General features: G+C 61.5%; 15 protein-coding genes. 9 read left to right on the top strand and 6 right to left on the bottom strand.

The features are described from left to right. Window position 1: 1 nt before the first annotated feature. Window positions 2-778, bottom strand: a complete 777-nt coding sequence (locus tag OJHNALOF_RS05530; RefSeq protein WP_094200084.1) for an ABC transporter substrate-binding protein — start codon at window positions 776-778, stop codon at window positions 2-4. A 30-nt stretch (window positions 779-808) separates the two neighbouring features. Continuing rightward, window positions 809-1,576: an ABC transporter ATP-binding protein gene (locus tag OJHNALOF_RS05525; RefSeq protein WP_094200085.1), complete on the bottom strand. Its 768-nt coding sequence runs from the start codon at window positions 1,574-1,576 to the stop codon at window positions 809-811. Window positions 1,577-1,972: 396 nt separating this feature from the next. Between OJHNALOF_RS05525 and OJHNALOF_RS05520 the strand changes: the two genes are divergently transcribed. The 3 genes from OJHNALOF_RS05520 to ycaO all read left to right on the top strand — a co-directional run bounded on the left by OJHNALOF_RS05520 (window position 1,973) and on the right by ycaO (window position 5,987). Continuing rightward, window positions 1,973-2,884: a lysine exporter LysO family protein gene (locus OJHNALOF_RS05520; protein ID WP_165661420.1), complete on the top strand. Its 912-nt coding sequence runs from the start codon at window positions 1,973-1,975 to the stop codon at window positions 2,882-2,884. A 122-nt stretch (window positions 2,885-3,006) separates the two neighbouring features. Continuing rightward, window positions 3,007-4,110, top strand: a complete 1,104-nt coding sequence (gene asd, locus OJHNALOF_RS05515) for an aspartate-semialdehyde dehydrogenase (protein ID WP_094200580.1) — start codon at window positions 3,007-3,009, stop codon at window positions 4,108-4,110. Window positions 4,111-4,229: 119 nt separating this feature from the next. After that, window positions 4,230-5,987: a 30S ribosomal protein S12 methylthiotransferase accessory factor YcaO gene (ycaO, locus tag OJHNALOF_RS05510; protein ID WP_165661419.1), complete on the top strand. Its 1,758-nt coding sequence runs from the start codon at window positions 4,230-4,232 to the stop codon at window positions 5,985-5,987. 116 nt (window positions 5,988-6,103) lie between these two features. Here ycaO and OJHNALOF_RS05505 read toward each other — a convergent pair whose 3' ends face one another. Together OJHNALOF_RS05505 and OJHNALOF_RS05500 are read right to left on the bottom strand one after the other, a co-directional pair. Next, window positions 6,104-6,832: a DsbA family protein gene (locus tag OJHNALOF_RS05505; protein WP_165661418.1), complete on the bottom strand. Its 729-nt coding sequence runs from the start codon at window positions 6,830-6,832 to the stop codon at window positions 6,104-6,106. 67 nt (window positions 6,833-6,899) lie between these two features. Further along, entirely contained in the window at window positions 6,900-7,526 is a 627-nt protein-coding gene (locus OJHNALOF_RS05500; RefSeq protein ID WP_165661417.1) for an energy-coupling factor ABC transporter permease, read from the bottom strand. 248 nt (window positions 7,527-7,774) lie between these two features. Between OJHNALOF_RS05500 and OJHNALOF_RS05495 the strand changes: the two genes are divergently transcribed. The 5 genes from OJHNALOF_RS05495 to OJHNALOF_RS05475 all read left to right on the top strand — a co-directional run bounded on the left by OJHNALOF_RS05495 (window position 7,775) and on the right by OJHNALOF_RS05475 (window position 14,271). After that, window positions 7,775-8,722 (top strand): TAXI family TRAP transporter solute-binding subunit, encoded by a 948-nt coding sequence (locus OJHNALOF_RS05495; RefSeq protein WP_094200090.1) that lies wholly within the window; start codon window positions 7,775-7,777, stop codon window positions 8,720-8,722. 99 nt (window positions 8,723-8,821) lie between these two features. Next, on the top strand, window positions 8,822-10,837 hold the full coding sequence (locus OJHNALOF_RS05490; protein ID WP_165661416.1) for a TRAP transporter permease: 2,016 nt from the start codon (window positions 8,822-8,824) through the stop codon (window positions 10,835-10,837). Further along, window positions 10,834-11,205, top strand: a complete 372-nt coding sequence (locus tag OJHNALOF_RS05485) for a DUF1850 domain-containing protein (protein WP_165661415.1) — start codon at window positions 10,834-10,836, stop codon at window positions 11,203-11,205. Before OJHNALOF_RS05490 ends, OJHNALOF_RS05485 begins: the two co-directional genes overlap by 4 nt. 8 nt (window positions 11,206-11,213) lie before the next feature. Further along, window positions 11,214-12,971 carry an ATP-binding protein gene (locus tag OJHNALOF_RS05480; protein WP_165661414.1) on the top strand — a complete coding sequence of 586 codons (1,758 nt, stop codon included), beginning with the start codon at window positions 11,214-11,216 and terminating at the stop codon, window positions 12,969-12,971. Further along, window positions 12,952-14,271: a sigma-54 dependent transcriptional regulator gene (locus OJHNALOF_RS05475; protein WP_165661413.1), complete on the top strand. Its 1,320-nt coding sequence runs from the start codon at window positions 12,952-12,954 to the stop codon at window positions 14,269-14,271. Before OJHNALOF_RS05480 ends, OJHNALOF_RS05475 begins: the two co-directional genes overlap by 20 nt. Before the next feature lie 27 nt (window positions 14,272-14,298). On the opposite strand, the gene OJHNALOF_RS05470 is transcribed toward OJHNALOF_RS05475, so the two are convergent. Beyond that, window positions 14,299-15,000, bottom strand: coding sequence for a DUF3108 domain-containing protein (locus OJHNALOF_RS05470; RefSeq protein WP_094200095.1), 702 nt, complete (start codon window positions 14,998-15,000; stop codon window positions 14,299-14,301). Further along, complete coding sequence (locus OJHNALOF_RS05465) at window positions 15,000-16,331, bottom strand: MFS transporter (protein WP_165661412.1); 1,332 nt, start codon at window positions 16,329-16,331, stop codon at window positions 15,000-15,002. The genes OJHNALOF_RS05470 and OJHNALOF_RS05465 overlap by 1 nt, the downstream gene beginning before the upstream one ends. Before the next feature lie 131 nt (window positions 16,332-16,462). Here OJHNALOF_RS05465 and OJHNALOF_RS05460 point away from each other — a divergent pair, with 131 nt between their 5' ends. After that, complete coding sequence (locus OJHNALOF_RS05460) at window positions 16,463-17,101, top strand: response regulator transcription factor (protein ID WP_094200097.1); 639 nt, start codon at window positions 16,463-16,465, stop codon at window positions 17,099-17,101. Window positions 17,102-17,122 lie beyond the last annotated feature (21 nt).

The raw sequence follows: 17,122 nt of genomic DNA, 5'->3' as shown, positions 1-17,122 counted from the left end.
ATTACTCGCCGTAAACGTCGTAATCGAAGTACTTGCTGTTCACTTCCTGGTACTTGCCGTTTTCACGCAGTTCCAGAATGGCCTGGTTCAGCTTTTCCTTCAGATCCTTGTCCTGCTTGCGCACCGCAATGCCAAACCCCTCACCGAACCACTTTTCATCGGTGACCGACGGGCCCACAAACTCAAAGGCATCACCGCCTTCCTTGTTGAGCAGGCCTTCTTCGATGGCCGTGGCATCGAGGAACACATAGTCGACCCGACCGGCCTTAAGATCCAGGTAGGCCTCATCGGCGTTGCCGTAGCGCACCAGGCTGACGTCACCACCAAAGTTGTCGGTCAGGTACTTGTCGTGGGTAGTGGCAATCTGCACGCCCACCTTCTTGCCGGCCAGGCCTTCCTTGCTCAGCTCGAACTCGGCGCCTTTCGGAGCCACGAACTTGTTGGGCACCAGGGCATACTTGCCGGTAAAGTCCACGGTGCGCTTGCGCTCCTCGGTGATCGACATGGCGGCAATAATGGCATCGTACTTGCGCGCCAGCAGGGCTGGAATAATGCCGTCCCAGTCCTGTGCCACCAGCTGGCATTTCACCTGCATCTGCTCGCACAGGGCATTGGCCATGTCCACGTCAAAGCCCTGCAGCTCGCCGTTTTCATCGGTCCAGGAAAATGGCGGATAGGCGCCTTCAATGCCAAAACGCACGGTTTTCCATTCCTTTGCCTGCACGGCTCCCGCCGCCAGGGTCGCCATGACGGCGCCCGCAACCCACAGTTTTTTCATGGACTTGCTCCTTGTGTTGTTCACGTTGATTCAATAAACCGAGGAAATAAATTGCCGGAACCGCTCCGACGAGGGATGGGCGAACACCTGTTTGGGGTCCCCCTGTTCCTCCACCACGCCCTGATGCAGAAACATCAGTTTGTTCGATACATCCCGGGCAAAACTCATTTCATGGGTCACCACCAGCATGGTGCGCCCCTCTTCCGCCAGGCTGCGCATGACCCCCAGCACCTCGCCCACCAGTTCCGGATCCAGCGCCGAGGTGGGCTCGTCAAACAGCATCACCTCCGGCTCCACCGCCAGTGCCCGGGCAATGGCGGCGCGCTGCTGCTGGCCGCCGGACAGGTGACCCGGATAGTAGTCCCGGCGCTCGTAGAGGCCCACCCGTTTGAGCAGGGCCTCGCCCTTTTCGATGGCTTCCTTTTTGGGCACGCCCAGAACATGAACCGGCACTTCAATGATGTTTTGCAAAATGGTCATGTGGGACCAGAGGTTGAAGCTCTGAAACACCATGGCCAGCCGTGAGCGAATACGCTCCACCTGGCGCATGTTGGCCGGCTCACGCTCGCCGGAGCGGCTGGTACGCATTTCAATCAGCTCGCCGTGCAGCCTGACATCCCCCGCTGACGGGGTTTCCAGCAGGTTGATGCAGCGCAGAAAGGTGGATTTGCCGGAGCCTGAGGAGCCGATAATGGAGATGACGTCTCCCTTGTCGGCGGTGAGATCGATGCCTTTGAGTACTTCCAGCGCGCCATAGTGCTTGTGCAGGCCCGTGACTTCGAGGGCGGGTTTGCTCATCCGTTAGACCTTTTGTTTCCGGGCCTCTCAGCTGGCCCTGTCCTGTTACCTGAGAAGTTAACAAGCCGTTAACCTTTGCGGCAAAACTTACCACTTGTCTTGTTCAATAACAACACAATCAGCCATAAAAGGCCAAGGATGTCGGTTTTTTATACTAAAAATAAGGACTGCGCAGTATAAAATTATGCACCAAAGCAGAATAAAATATCACCCTCACAATGTTATCCAAGGCTCGGTTAGCGCGTGGCGGCCTGGCAAGTGCATAACCAGTAAAACCAGGTCGTTATTCATAAAAGCCGCCGTCGGCTTTTTTTTAACGAATTGCTCACGTATGCTGTTTCAATTGGCAATGACGGTCAAAAATTGCGCTAATAAATCAATTGGAAGATTATTCTCATGTACTCCGGCATGCTTATCGTATTACTGCCCCTGGCCCTCGGCTATTGCATTCCCTGTCGCTCCCAGTCACTGGTGCACTTTATCAATGTGGCGGTGGCACGCATGGTGTACCTGATCCTGTTCCTGATGGGCATCAGCCTAGCCTTTGTCGATAATCTTAGTACTCACCTGGGCACTATTTTTACCCTCTGCGGCGTTTTTCTGGCCTGTATCACGGTCTGCAACCTGGCCGGGCTCTGGCTGCTGGATCTGCGCCGAGGCCGGGTGGAAGGTGAACGCGGCGCCCCCGTCATCAGCAAATGGGCACTGTTGCTGGACTCCGTCAAACTCTGCCTGGTGATCCTCGGTGGCCTGGCCCTGGGCCAGTTTCTCGATCCGGAGTGGTTCGCGGTAGACACCCTGAGCGAGTGGGCGCTGATGCTGCTGCTGCTGCTGATCGGCATTCAGCTGCGCAACTCGGGCATGAAACTGCGCCAGATATTGCTGAACCGCTGGGGCCTGGCTATTGCCCTGATGGTGGTGGTCAGCTCCTGGCTGGGGGGCCTGGCCGGCGCCTGGCTACTGGATCTGCCGCTGACTCAGGGGCTGGCCTTTGCCTCGGGAAACGGCTGGTATTCCCTCTCGGGCATTCTGATCGGTGACCGGCTGGGCCCGGTGATGGGCAGCGCCGCCTTTCTCAACGATCTGGCCCGGGAGCTGATTGCCATTCTGATCATACCGGCGCTGATGCGTCGCCATCCTTCCTGCGCCATCGGCTATGGCGGCGCCACCTCCATGGACTTTACCCTGCCGGTGCTGCAACGCTCCGGCGGGGTGGCCATAGTGCCGGTAGCCATTGTCTCCGGCTTTGTGCTGAGCCTGGCTGGTCCCGTGCTTATTCTGAGCTTTCTTTCGTTCACCACCGGCTGATTCCGCAACGACCAAGGTCAAAAAACGCCCAGGCCTTTTTGCTTAGCCCTTGCACCTTTGCGCGCAATCAGTATTGTGGAAGGCAGGTTTTTGACTCTCTTTCAAAGAAAGGACACTGAATGATGAAAAAAGTAGGTCTGGTCGGCTGGCGCGGTATGGTCGGCTCCGTTCTGATGAGCCGCATGGTGGAAGAAGGCGATTTCGCCCGTATCGATCCGGTCTTCTTCACCACCTCCCAGGCCGGTCAGCCTGCCCCCGACTTCGGCAAGGACGCCGGCACCCTGAAGGATGCCTTTGACATCGAGGCGCTGAAGGCGCTGGACGTGGTGCTCACCTGCCAGGGCGGCGACTACACCAAGGAAGTCTACCCCAAGCTGCGTGCTGCCGGCTGGAACGGCTACTGGATTGATGCCGCCTCCGCCCTGCGTATGGACGATGAGGCCCTGATCGTGCTTGATCCGGTCAACGGCAAGCAGATTCAGGACGCCCTGGCCAAGGGTACCAAGACCTTTGTCGGCGGCAACTGCACCGTGAGCCTGATGCTGATGGCCCTGGGCGGCCTGTTTGAGCAGGATCTGGTGGAATGGGTTGCCGTGTCTACCTATCAGGCGGCATCCGGTGGTGGTGCCCGTCACATGCGCGAGCTGGTTACCCAGATGGGCATGCTGCGCGACGAAGTGGCCGAAGAGCTGGCCGATCCGTCTTCCGCCATTCTCGAGCTGGAGCGCAAGATCACCGAAAAGACCCGCAGCGGCGACCTGCCGGTCGACAACTTTGGCGTTCCCCTGGCCGGCAGCCTGATCCCCTGGATCGACTCCCAGCTGGAAAACGGCCAGAGCCGCGAAGAGTGGAAGGGGCAGGCCGAGACCAACAAGATACTGCAGACCGGTGCCGCCATTCCGGTGGACGGCCTGTGCGTGCGTGTTGGTGCCCTGCGCTGCCACAGCCAGTCCTTTACCATCAAACTGAAGAAAGACATCTCCATTGCGGAAGTGGAAAAGCTGCTGGCCAGCCACAACGACTGGGTAAAGGTGATCCCCAACGATCGCCAGCAGTCCATGGACGAGCTGACCCCGGCCGCCGTAACCGGCACCCTGAGCGTGCCTGTCGGCCGTCTGCGCAAGCTGAACATGGGCCCCGAGTACCTGTCTGCCTTTACCGTGGGCGACCAGCTGCTGTGGGGTGCCGCCGAGCCCCTGCGCCGCATGCTGCACCTGCTGCCGTAAGCACTACTCCTGCTGCTGAAAACGCCCGCCCCGCGCGGGCGTTTTTGTTTCCGCTTGTTCAAATTATCGCCCCGGGTTAGGATCGCTCCCCTTTTTTGCCGATCACGCCCGAGGTACTCATGAAAACCTTTATTCCCAGCAAGGACGCCGCGCTGGAAGACTCCATCAGCCGTTTCCAAGACAAGCTGCAGGCCCTGGGCTTCAACATTGAAGAAGCATCCTGGCTGAACCCGGTGCCTCATGTGTGGTCGGTACATATTCGCGACAAAGACTGCCCGCTGTGCTTTACCAATGGCAAGGGCGCCACCAAAAAGGCGGCACTGGCCTCGGCCCTGGGCGAATATTTCGAGCGTCTGGCCACCAACTACTTTTTTGCCGACTTCTACCTGGGCCGCGACATCGCCGAGGGCGACTTCGTGCACTACCCCAATGAAAAGTGGTTCCCCCTGACCGACGACAACAGCCTGCCCGCCGGCCTGCTCGACGACTACACTCGCCGCTTTTACGATCCCGAAAACGCGCTGACCGCCGACATGCTGATCGATCTGCAGTCCGGCAACGAAGAGCGCGGCATCTGTGCCCTGCCCTTTGAGCGCCAGGGTGACAATCAGACCGTTCATATTCCCATGAACATCGTCGGCAACCTCTATGTATCCAACGGCATGAGTGCCGGCAACACCAAAACCGAAGCCCGCACTCAGGGGCTGTCGGAGGTATTTGAGCGTTCCATCAAGAACCGTATCATCAGTGAGCGCATCAGCCTGCCGGCCATTCCCGACGAAGTCATGGCCCGCTATCCGCACATTCAGGAGTCCATTGCCGCGCTGGAAGCGGAAGGCTTTCCCATCTTCGCCTATGATGCTTCACTCGGCGGTCGCTTCCCGGTGATCTGCGTGGTGCTGTTCAACCCGGCCAACAGCACCTGTTTCGCTTCATTCGGTGCCCACCCCCGCTTTGCGGTGGCGCTGGAGCGCACCGTGACCGAGCTGCTGCAGGGCCGCAGCCTGAAGGATCTGGACGTGTTTGTGCCGCCGTCCTTTGACGATGACGAGGTGGCCGACCATCACAACCTGGAAACCCACTTTATCGACTCCTCGGGTCTGATCAGCTGGGATCTGTTCCAGGACCAGGCCGACTACGATTTTGCCGACTGGGACTTCAGCGGCACCTCGGAAGAAGAGTTCAACCACCTGATGGCCATCTTCAATGAGCTGGAACAGCCGGTGTACATCGCCGACTATGAGCACCTGGGCGTGTATGCCTGCCGCATTCTGGTGCCGGGCATGTCCGACATCTATCCGGTGGAAGATCTGGAGCTGGCCAACAACAACATGGGCGCCGGCCTGCGCGCCACCCTGCTGAGCCTGCCAGGCAGCGACGCCGACGGCGAGCAGCTGATGGGCCTGTATGATCGCCTGGAAGAGGAAGGCCTGGACGACTTTACTCGAGTGCGCGAGCTGATTGGCATTGCCCCGAACAAGGGCACCGCCTGGCACACCCTGCGGGTGGGCGAGCTGAAATGCATGCTGGCCCTGGCCGCTGGCGAGCTGGAAACCGCCCTGGACTACGCCGACTGGACCCTGAGCTTTAACGCCTCGGTGTTTACCGAAGCGCGCGCCCGCTACTACCGCTGCCTGAAGGCCTCGCTGGAGCTGCACCTGTCCGACGACCGCGAGCCGGCGCAGTACCGCGCCGCCTTTGACCGCATGTTTGGTGAGCAAACCGTCGGCGAGGCCTGGGCCCAGATTGACGGCAGCGCCCGCTTCCACGGCCTGACCGCCGCCGACGAAAGCCTGACCGACTTCGCCGCCCACCAGGCGCTGCTGGCCACCTACGAAAAACTGCAAAAGGCCAAGCGCGCCGCCAGCTGGACGTAAAGGCTGCTGGATTTCGATAAAAACAAAAAGCCCCGGGCCATGGCCCGGGGCTTTTGCTATCGAATGATGGAGAGCCGGAGCAACGCCGGTTTCCTGCTCCTAATTACTGCCCCGAATCAGGATTTCTGATCTTTCAGAATGTCCTTCAGGCCGGCGGCGTCGATGGCGCCGGGCACCAGGGTTCCGTCGGGAAACACCAACGCCGGAGTGCCATTCAGGCCCAGAGCCCGAAACAGGCTCAGGTTCTGGTTGAGCTTGTCGGCAATGGCCTCGCTGTCGGCCTTGTCCTGCAGCTCCTTGGCATTCAAGCCGGCCTTGCCGGCAATGCTGGCCAGGGCCGCGGTCTGCACCCGCTTCTGGTTCATCAGGGCCTGGTGCAGCTCCTCATACTGTTTCGGGGCTTCCTGGGCCGCCGCCAGCGCCAGGCGTGCCGCCTGCACCGAGTCCGGGCCCAGAATGCCGATGTCCTTCACGATCACCTTAAGCTCGGGCTCGTCCTTGATGATCTCCACCAGGGTCTGGTTCAGCCGGCGACAATAGGGGCAGTTGTAGTCGGTAAAATAGACCACCTTGAGCTGGCCATTTGGGTTGCCCATGATGCCGTCGGTCTTGTTATCAAACAGCTGGGCCGACTGCTCGTTGAGCTGCTTGGCAAACTCCGCCTGCTGGGCCAGGCGATCGTTTTCTTCCAGTTTGACGATGGCGTCCCGCAGCATTTCGGGCTCGGCCATCAGGGCTTCACGCACCTTTTGCTGAAATTCTTCCCGGCTCATCTCGGCCTGGGCCAGGGCCGGCAGGCCAAGGGCCAGCAGAGGGGCCAGGATTTTCAGAGTACGATGTTTCATTCGGTTCTCACTTCTGTCATTTGATTCAAGGGAGACTAACAGACCGGCTCATTCAGGATCCATATTCCTACTTGTTATGAAGATAATCCCGGTCATAAAAGGTGCACACCCACTGGGGCCGAAACACCACCAGCAGGGTAATGGCCATGCCATTGAGCAGCGCCTCGGGAAACAACAACAGGGGCAATATGCTGAGGTAGTCGTTCTGCACCATGCTCCAGCCGTATTGCCCCGACCACAGCATGTAAGCGGCCATGGCCAGGCTCTTCACCGCCATGGTCAGTGCCGCGTTGAAAAAACCGGCCACGAAGATATACACAAACAGATGCCGGTACAAATAACTGTAGGTCAGCAAAAACACGAAATAGCTGACCGCAAGAGGCAGTATCACGCCCAGCACCAGGTTGACCGCAAGGTCGGGCCAGGCCTCGATGCCAAAGGCGGTGACCAGCAGTAACGGCAGCAGTGCCATCAGCTGACTCATGCGCCAGCCCAGCATCAGCGCCAGGGTGGTGAGCCCGAGAAAATGCACCTCCAGGCCGTCGCGAATGCCCGCCTGCAGCATCCACAGCGGCACCAGCGCCATGGCCGCGCCAAAGCACAGGTGTTGCCGCCCCTTGTCCGCCAGCAACCCCCGCCAGTCCAGTCGCCATGCCGCCAGCGCCACCACCACGGCGCCCAGTATCCACATCATCTGTTATGCCTTTCATCTCTGCCCAAACTTCAGATTATCACAGAAGCAACCAGTCCCGAATGTCACCCGCGGTTACCGTCACATTCCGAATTTACGGACCGCGCCACCGTAAAATTCTGAAAATTCAGAATCCCTTTTCTTGTCACCTTATACAAATCAATAAGTTACACAAAATAACATACGTGAAACTTGTGGCATCAAACCTGCAACACTGGTGGCGCAACTACATAACCAAGGGAATTGACTCAATGAAACTGATCAAACATTGCCTGCTCGGCGCCTCCCTGGCGCTGTCGGCGACCACCACCCAGGCTGCCGAGTTTATTAACGTGCTCACCGGCGGTACCAGTGGCGTCTATTATCCGCTTGGAGTGGCCATGTCTCAGCTTTATGGCAAGGAAATTCCCGACGCTCGAGTACAGGTACAGGCTACGCGGGCATCGGTTGAAAACCTGACCCTGCTGCAAAAGGGCCGGGGGGAAATCGGCTTCGCCCTGGCCGACAGTGTGGCCGACGCCTGGAACGGCGTGGAAGAGGCCGGCTTTAACGCTCCCCTCAAAAAACTGCGGGCCGTGGGCGCCACCTATTCCAACTACATTCAGATCGTGGCCCGGGCCGACAGCGGTATCAGCAGCCTGGAAGACCTCAAGGGCAAGCGCGTATCGGTAGGCGCCCCCCGCTCCGGTACCGAACTGAATGCCCGCGCCATCTTTCAGGCCGCCGGACTGGAGTACGACGACTTCGAGCGCACCGAGTACCTGCCCTTTGGCGAGTCGGTGGAGCTGATGAAAAACCGCCAGCTCGACGCCACCCTGCAGTCTGCCGGCCTCGGCATGGCCGCCTTTCGCGATCTGGCGTCACACGCCCCCGTGGTGTTCATTCCCATTCCCGCCGAGCTGGTCGCCGGTATCGGCAACGATGCCTATCGCCCCGGCGTGATCCCGGCAGGCACCTACACCGGCCAGGACAGCGACGTGCCCACCGTGGCCATCAGCAACCTGCTGATCACCCATGACAAGGTCTCTGACGAAACCGCCTACCAGATGGCAAAACAGGTCTATGAAAACCTGCCGGCGCTGCGCAATGCCCATAACGCCGCCAATGGCATCGATCCGGCCCAGGCCACCAACGGCCTGCCGCTGCCGCTGCACGCCGGAGCCGAACGTTACTTCAGGGAAAAGGGCCTGATCCAGTAAGCCACAGGCGCCTTCCCCCCGAAGGCGCCATCCCTTCGGCCAATACCGACATAACAACAGCCTGACCGTTCTGCCAACGGCACGGGCGGGGAGATAATAATGAGCAGTTCCGAGACCCGGCATCATGCGCTGATCTTTTACGGCGCCCTGTGTTTTTCCATTTTTCAGGTGGTGACCGCCGCCTTCAGCCCGCTGTCCACCACGGTAGTGCGGGCGGTGCACGTCGGCTTTTTGCTGTTTCTGGTCTACCAGCTTTACGGTGGCCGTGGCAAGCCGCTGTCCCGCCCTTCGGTGTGGGGCATGCTGCTTGGTGCCGTGGCCCTGCTGTTTGCCTTTTATCACTGGTGGTTTGAAGCCGACCTGATCTACCGGGCCGGCGACATGAGTCAGGCCGACTGGGTGATCGGCAGCATCACCCTGATCATGGTGTTTGACGCCGCACGCCGGCTGATGGGCTGGGCCCTGCCGCTTATCTGCCTGAGCTTCGTGGGCTATGCCCTGTTTGGCCAGCACCTGCCCGATGCCCTGATGCACCGGGGCTATGGCCTGGATCAGGTGGTGTCCCAGCTCGCCTTTGGCACCGAAGGCATTTACGGTACTCCCACCTACGTTTCATCCAGCTACATTTTCCTGTTTATTCTGTTTGGCGCCTTTCTCGAGCAGGCCGGCATGCTCAAGCTGTTCAACGATGTGGCCATCGGCTCGGTCGGCCATACCCGTGGCGGTCCGGCCAAGGTGTCGGTATTGTCCTCGGGCATGATGGGCACCATCAACGGCTCCGGCGTGGCCAACGTGGTCAGCACCGGCCAGTTCACCATTCCCCTGATGAAAAAGTTCGGCTACAAGTCAGACTTTGCCGGTGCGGTGGAAGCCACCAGTTCAATGGGCGGCCAGATCATGCCGCCGGTGATGGGCGCCGTGGCCTTTATCATGGCCGAAACCATCAACGTGCCCTATGTGGACATCACCAAGGCGGCCCTGATCCCCGCCGTGCTCTACTTCTTTACCGTTTTTCTGATGGTGCACCTGGAAGCCGGCCGCGCCGGCCTCAATGGCCTGCCCAAGTCCGAGTGCCCCAAGCCGCTGGCGGCGCTGAAAGAGCGCTGGTACCTGCTGATGCCCCTGGTGGCTCTGGTGATCATGCTGTTCTCCGGCTTTACCCCCCTGTTTGCGGGCATGATGGGCCTGGCGCTGACCGTGGTGCTGATCATGGGCAATGGCGTAGCCAAAAAACTGAACGCGAAGGGATTGCGTTACGGCTTCTGGGTTCTGCTTGGCCTGGCCTGTGCCAGCTTCAACCACTTCGGCATTACCGCCCTGTTTGTGGTGGTGGCCATCCTGGCCGCACTGCTGTTGCTGAAACGCGAACAGGGTATTCTCGCCACCGTGGTCAACGCCCTGTACCAGGGCGCGCTGCATGCCCTGCCGGTGGGAGTGGCCTGTGCCCTGGTAGGGGTGATCATCGGTGTTATTTCGCTGACCGGCGCCGCCACCATAGTGGCCGGCTTCATCATTCAGCTGGGTGAGCACAGCCTGCTGCTGTCACTGGCACTGACCATGGTGACCTGCCTGGTGCTGGGCATGGGCATTCCCACCATTCCCAACTACATCATTACCAGCTCCATCGCCGCCCCGGCACTGCTGGAACTGGGTGTGCCGCTGATCGTGTCGCACATGTTCGTGTTCTATTTCGGCATCATGGCGGATCTGACCCCGCCGGTGGCCCTGGCCGCCTTTGCCGCATCCCCCATCGCCAAGGCCTCTGGCCTGCGCATTGGCCTGCGCTCGCTGCAGATCGCCATCGCCGGCTTTGTGGTGCCCTATATGGCGGTCTATGCCCCGGAGCTGATGCTGCAGGGTGACGCCGGCATGCTGGCCACCGTGTTCGTGGTGTTCAAGGCGCTGCTGGCCGTGTCCCTGTGGGGCATGGGCGCCATCGGCTACTGGCTGCGGCCCTTTGCCCTGTGGGAGCGACTGATCGCCGTGGCGGCCGCCGCCCTGCTGGTATTCTCGCTGCCAATGACCGATGAACTGGGACTGGCCCTGGCCGCCCTGGTGCTGGGTCGCCACTGGTGGCAAAGCCGTCGCCGGCAACCCGTAGCGGTAGCCGGGTGATCTGCCTGCTTTCCGCCTCCACGACGGTGATGCTGCTGACCGGCAGCATCACCCTGGGCTGGCAACACTCGGTGGAAAAAACGCGCTGGGAGGAAACCTACCAGGCCGAAGGGCGGCAACTGCGCCTGATCGAGGCCAGCGTTCAAGGATCGGGGGCCGGCATGGAGCCGCCCCCCGAGGCCCGCCTGGAGCAGGGGGTCTGGCGCTGGCAGCCAAACCTGCTGCTTGACCAGGTCACCCTTGCCGGGTCGACCTTTACCGGCGAATATACCCTCTGTGATGCAAACGAGGGCTGTCATCCGCTCAGCCACTGGCTGACACCCGGACAGACAGTGACCCTTGCCGCCTGTGACTCGGAGGCCCACTGAAGCCCTTATTGAAAAAACGCCTGCCCTGGCTGCTCGCCCTGCTGTTGTTTGCCCTGTTGCTGACCCTGGTCTGGCAAGCCAGCTGGCGGCACCAGGTTGAAGAGCAGGAACTGCGCGCCCAGCAGCAGCTGCAGGTCTACCGCACCGCCCTCGAATCGGAAATTACCCGGTTTGAAAATATTCCCCGCGCCTTGCAGTCCCACCCGGTACTGACCCGCGCCCTGCAATATCCCGATAGGGCTGACGCCCTCGAACAGGCCAACCGGCTGCTGCAGCACATGTCGGAAGAAACCGGAGTGGAAGCCCTGTACCTTATTGGCGCCGACGGCGTGACCCTGGCCGCCAGCAACTGGCACCTGCCACACAGCTTTATCGGCCAGAACTACCGCTACCGCCCCTATTTCAGTGATGCCCTGCGCGGCAGCGTGGGCGAGTTTTATGCCCTGGGAGCCACCACCCGCACCCCGGGCTACTTTTTTGGCCTGCACATGGCAGGCCCGGATGGCGCCAAAGGCGTACTGGCGGCCAAGATCACCCTGCTGCCACTGGAGCACAGCTGGCAGCCGGCCCGCGAACTGGTGCTGGTGGTGGACAAGGACGAGGTCATCGCCCTGTCTTCCCGGGCCGAGCTCAAATTCCGCACCCTGGCACCGCTGACCCCCACGGCGCGCCGGCGGCTGGAAAATGCCCGCCAGTACACCCCCATGCCGTTGACGCCCCTGGCCATTACATACGACCGGCACCAGGTGGAATGGCAGGGCGAGCAGTATGGGGTCAGCGAGCTGGCCCTGCCCCGCCTGCAGTGGCGCATGCAACTGTGGTGGCCAAGCCGGCAGCTGGCCATGAATGCCACCCTGCTGAGCGCCCTCACCGGCGTCGGCCTTATCGCCTTGTGGCTGCTGTTGTTGTACTGGCGCCAGCGCCGGCGCTATTACCGCATGCAACTCAGGGCCCGCAGCGAGCTGGAGCAGCAGGTGATGTCCCGCACTGCCGCCCTGGCCGCCACCAACCGGGAACTGGAGCAACAGATACAGGAGCGCATTCAGGCCGAAGCCAGGCTCAGATCCATGCAGCACGAACTGATCCACAGCAACCGCCTGGCCGCCCTCGGGCAAATGGCCGCCGGGGTCGCCCATGAGGTCAACCAGCCCCTGACGGCGCTGCGCAACCAGTCGGTGAACACCCTGCTGCTGAGTCAGCATGGCCGTCATGACGAGCTGGAAACCAGCCTGCAGACCATGGGCAGGCTGATAGATCGCATCGCTCGACTGACCTCCCAGCTCAAGCTGTTTGCGGCCACCCGCCGCAGTACTCGAGGACAGACGCCGCTGAACGAGGCGCTCGACAACATACTAAGCTGGCTGGCGCCCCGGCTGGCCGAGCAGCACATTGAGCTGGACAGACCCGACGGTGATGATGCACTTCTGCCCATGGAGCTGCACGCCCTGGAGCAGGTGCTGGCAAACCTGCTGACCAACAGCATCGATGCCCTGAGCGACAGCACCGCGGCCCGCATCAGCATCGCCGCCGGGCCTGGCTGGCTGCAATGGCAGGACAATGGCCCCGGCATTGATTCCGAGCTCATCGACAAGGTTACCGAGCCGTTTTTCTCCACCAAGTGCGCCGGCCAGGGCCTGGGACTGGGACTGTCCATCGTACGAGACCTGGTGGAGGCCAGCGACGGCCGGCTGGATATTCAACACCCGCCCGAGGGCGGCATTCGATTTCGTATTGACTGGAGTAACCATGACCCCGACCCCCATTGACGTCTGGCTGGTGGAAGACGACGATGACGTACGCCAGACCCTGCTGCAAACCCTGCAGCTGTCCGGCATCGGCGCCCGGGGCTTTGCCCGGGCTGAGCAGGCATTGCAGGCGCTGCCGGCAGAAGCCCCCGTGGTCATGCTGTCGGATGTGCGCATGCCAGGCATGGACGGACTGGCCCTGTTGCAGCATTTACAGGCACGCGACGCCGAGCTGCCAGTAGTGCTGCTGACCGGCCACGGCGACATTCCCATGGCGGTGGAAGCCATGCGCCTGGGCGCCCAGGACTTTTTTGAAAAGCCCTACCAGCCCGAGCAACTGCTGCACAGCCTGCGCCGGGCCATGGAGAAACGGGCGCTGGTGCTGGACAACCGCCGGCTGCGGCGGCAGCTGGCCGACGGCAAGGGGCCGGGTCTGCTGCTGGGCCATACCCCGCAAATGGAGCTGCTGCGCCGGCAGATAGACAATATTGCCGACACCAACGCCAGTGTGCTGATCCTGGGTGAGACCGGCACCGGCAAGGAAATGGTGGCCCGCAGCCTGCATCAGGGCAGCGGACGCAAGGGCCACTTTGTGGCGGTCAACTGCACCGCCCTGCCCGAGTCCATCTTTGAAAGCGAAATGTTCGGGGCCGAGCCCGGCGCCTTTACCGGTGTCACCAAGCGACGCATCGGCAAAATCGAACATGCCGACAACGGCACTTTGTTTCTCGATGAAATAGAAGGCATGCCCCTCAATCTGCAGGCCAAGCTGCTGAGGGTATTGCAGGAGTCGGTACTGGAGCGCCTGGGGGGAAATCAACAGGTGGACGTGGACGCCCGCATCGTGGCGGCCACCAAGGTGGATCTGCAGGCGGCCGGCCAGGCCGGCCTGTTTCGCCCGGATCTCTACTTTCGGCTCAATGTGGTGACCCTGCACCTGCCTCCACTCCGGGAGCGGCGGGCCGACATTCCGCTGTTGTTTCTGCACTTTGTGGATCTGGCGCAGCAACAATACCGGCGGGAAGTGGCGCCTCCGGGCGAGGCCATGCTGCAACGACTGATGAGCCACAATTGGCCGGGCAACGTGCGCGAGCTGCGCCATGCCGCCGAACAGTATGTGCTGGGGGTGCTGCCTAACGCCGACAACGACAGGCCCCTGCCGCTGCCGCGCCAGCTCGCGGCCCTGGAGCAGCAGCTGATCCTGGATGCCATGCACCAGGCCGATGACAATGTGGCGCTGGCCGCCGAGCGGCTCGGCATTCCCCGCAAGACCCTGTATGACAAGCTGGCCCGCTACCGTCAGCAGGCCGGCGAGTCCTGAGCTAGGGCCGTCACCGGAGTGCTGTTGTTACTGGGCGTCCACCATGTTCCAGGTCATTTTTTCGAGGGTAGCGGTCACCGCCAGCAGGCTGCTTTCCTCGTGGCTGATTTGCACCAGCAGGTAATCCAGCTCGGGCGCCACCCAGAAGCGGGTCTTGCGCTTGCTGTCGCCCCGGTCCCGTTCCACGATCAGGGTGTCCAGAGTGCCCAGGCCGGTTCTGAGTGCTTCGCTACCCACCACCTTGAAGGGCGTGTCCTTGATTTTACCGTCGCGAATAACCTGGTAGCTAAAGGCGGTTTCACCGGCCATCAGATCGCAGCGAGCCTCGAAAAAGAAACTGACCGGGTCCAGCACGCCGCCTTGTGCCGACAACAGCTTGTCCCCTTCCTTGTCCTGGTACAGCACCATGTCGGTGCCCTGATCGAACACCAGCCGCTCTTCCCGGGTCGTGCCCAGGTATTTTGCCTGATAATTGAAGATTTCGGGTCGGGCGGTGCAGTCCTGCCAGGCAAAGCTGGCCTTCTGATCCACGTCCAGCAACCAGTGGCGCAGGGAAAAGTGCACATGATACTGCTCCCGGTTGCGATCTATGGTCAGGGTGTTGACCCCCCGGGTGGTGTCGCCGTTGAGCGTCACCGCGAATTCGGCACGCAACTGTTCAATGTCTCGGGCGGCCGCGCCGGTCGCCATCATCAGGCCCGCCAGCGCCAACAGGCATTTGTGCAGCATTATTTGTCCTCACTGGGTGCGTCGGCCTGAACATCAGGCAGACTTTGTGCCAACCATACACCAAGAAGAGCCAGCAGCGAAAACACCAGTATCACCGCCAGCCCCGACAACAGCGCCAGCAGCATGCTCAGCGCTCCCGCCAGCAGCAGGAGTACGCCCATCAGGGTGTTGCTCACCGCCACATAATCGGTGCGCCGGTTTCCGCCAGCCAGATCCACCAGATAGGTCTTGCGCCCGACCCGTACCCCGGCGTGGGCCAGGCTGAGCACAAACACCACCACCGCAAAATAACCGGCGAACGGCGTGCCGCCCAGCACGCCCAGGTGCAGCCACACCGCCAGCCCCAGCAGTGCGGCAATCGCACCGGCCAGTTGCAGCACCCGGCGCGACGACAAATCCGCCAGCCAGCCCCATACCCAGCTGCTGGCGAACTGGGCCAGTCCCTGGGCGATCACCAGGCTACCCAGCACGCGGGCGGCGCCGTCATGATCCTGGGCCAGCAACACATAATAGGGGGTCACCAGGGCGGTGGACAGCAACAGGGTGCGAACCAGCAAAAAGCGCCGAAAGTCGGCGTCGTCACGCACCAACTGCAGGCTGTGCAGGGCGTGGCGCCAGCCGTTCACCCCGCCTTCGGTGGCGCCAGGCTGCTCCTCAATTCGGCGGTAACAGAGCATACCCAGCACCCATACCGCGGCCGCCGCCAGCAGGATCAGCACATAGCCCCACAGCGGCAGCTCGCCCAACCAGCCCAGCATCAGCCCGAACAGCAGGCCCAGGCCCCCCGCCAGACTGGCGCCGGTGCCGGTGACCCTGCCCCGACCGTTTTTGGGAATGGTCTTGCCGAGCACGTCTTTGGCGGCGATGGAGCACAGCCCGCGGGACAGGCTCATCAGCGCCAGCCCGCCCAGCAGCAGCACGCCGGCCAGCCAGCCGGAAAACAGCAGGGCCGTCAGTGCCATCAGCACCAGACAGCCGGCCTGCAGCCCGGCGCCCCACAACCAGGCGCCCTTGCGCACCGGCATGTGACGCACCCAGGCTCCCAGCAGCAGTTGGGGCAACATGGAGCCGCTTTCCCGTATCGGCACCAGCCAGCCGATCAGCCACACCGGCGCGCCCACCGCCTGAAATAGCCAGGGCAGCACGGTTTTGGCATTGACCAGCAGTTCGGCCAGGGCCGAGGCCAACTGCCCCAGGATCAGCCTGCGCCGGTTGGCCGGCACCTGATGGCAGGCGTCATCGGGAATGTCCTTGCAGACGCGGGCATCTTCATCGCCGTTGTGCGGGGCCAGCAGCCGAATAATTCGTTGCTTTGCATCGTTGCCAAACATGTTTTCGCCTCTTCAATGGATCACGAAAATGGCGCCGGGCAGTTCTCAGCCGCCCGTCAAACCCCTATCATAACGCTGAAACATGGAACCGGCTTCCATTGAAGACTACTCAGACACAAGGATCCAGACACATGGACACGGGCTACCGCATCGTTATTGCCGATGATCACCCCCTGTTTCGCAGCGCGCTGCACCAGGCCGTCCGGCTGGCAGTCAGCGATGCCCAGCTGCAGGAAGTAGACAGTATCGACAGCCTGCTGCAGTTGCTGGAAGACTCCGACGAGGTAGATTTGTTGTTGCTGGATCTGAAAATGCCCGGCGCCAGCGGTTTTTCCGGGCTGACCCGGCTGCGCGCCCTGTACCCGGCCCTGCCGGTGGTGGTGGTGTCCGCCAGCGAAGACGCGGTGGTGGTGCAGCAGGCCATGCGCCTGGGCGCGGTGGGCTTTATTCCCAAGTCGGCGCCCATGCCCACCCTGGTGAGTGCGCTGAATACCGTGCTCGAAGGCGACGGCTGGTTTCCCGAGGGCATCAGCCTGGAGGACGCCCCCGAGGACGACATGGCCGAGCGCCTGGCCAGCCTCACTCCCCAGCAGTTCAAGGTGCTCACCATGCTGTCGGAAGGCAAGCTCAACAAGCAAATCGCCTACGAGCTGGAGGTGTCGGAAGCCACCATCAAGGCCCATGTCACCGCCATTTTCCGCAAGCTGGACGTCAAAAACCGAACCCAGGCGGTCATCGCCCTGTCCCAGCTGACCGGCGGCGACTTCTGACATTAGGGACTAGTCCCTCTG

The sequence above is a fragment of the Oceanimonas sp. MB9 genome (assembly GCF_011319775.1).
Classification (GTDB): domain Bacteria; phylum Pseudomonadota; class Gammaproteobacteria; order Enterobacterales; family Aeromonadaceae; genus Oceanimonas; species Oceanimonas doudoroffii.
Note: the sequence above shows the minus strand (reverse complement) of the source record. Positions and strands in the feature narration are given on the sequence as shown.

Coding starts and splice junctions, on each gene's coding strand:
- OJHNALOF_RS05465 (WP_165661412.1), bottom strand. CDS start 16,331: ATGTTTGGCAACGATGCAAAGCAACGAATTATTCGGCTGCTGGCCCCG.
- OJHNALOF_RS05520 (WP_165661420.1), top strand. CDS start 1,973: ATGTACTCCGGCATGCTTATCGTATTACTGCCCCTGGCCCTCGGCTAT.
- OJHNALOF_RS05460 (WP_094200097.1), top strand. CDS start 16,463: ATGGACACGGGCTACCGCATCGTTATTGCCGATGATCACCCCCTGTTT.
- ycaO (WP_165661419.1), top strand. CDS start 4,230: ATGAAAACCTTTATTCCCAGCAAGGACGCCGCGCTGGAAGACTCCATC.
- OJHNALOF_RS05500 (WP_165661417.1), bottom strand. CDS start 7,526: ATGATGTGGATACTGGGCGCCGTGGTGGTGGCGCTGGCGGCATGGCGA.
- OJHNALOF_RS05470 (WP_094200095.1), bottom strand. CDS start 15,000: ATGCTGCACAAATGCCTGTTGGCGCTGGCGGGCCTGATGATGGCGACC.
- OJHNALOF_RS05490 (WP_165661416.1), top strand. CDS start 8,822: ATGAGCAGTTCCGAGACCCGGCATCATGCGCTGATCTTTTACGGCGCC.
- OJHNALOF_RS05505 (WP_165661418.1), bottom strand. CDS start 6,832: ATGAAACATCGTACTCTGAAAATCCTGGCCCCTCTGCTGGCCCTTGGC.
- asd (WP_094200580.1), top strand. CDS start 3,007: ATGAAAAAAGTAGGTCTGGTCGGCTGGCGCGGTATGGTCGGCTCCGTT.
- OJHNALOF_RS05475 (WP_165661413.1), top strand. CDS start 12,952: ATGACCCCGACCCCCATTGACGTCTGGCTGGTGGAAGACGACGATGAC.
- OJHNALOF_RS05495 (WP_094200090.1), top strand. CDS start 7,775: ATGAAACTGATCAAACATTGCCTGCTCGGCGCCTCCCTGGCGCTGTCG.
- OJHNALOF_RS05530 (WP_094200084.1), bottom strand. CDS start 778: ATGAAAAAACTGTGGGTTGCGGGCGCCGTCATGGCGACCCTGGCGGCG.
- OJHNALOF_RS05525 (WP_094200085.1), bottom strand. CDS start 1,576: ATGAGCAAACCCGCCCTCGAAGTCACGGGCCTGCACAAGCACTATGGC.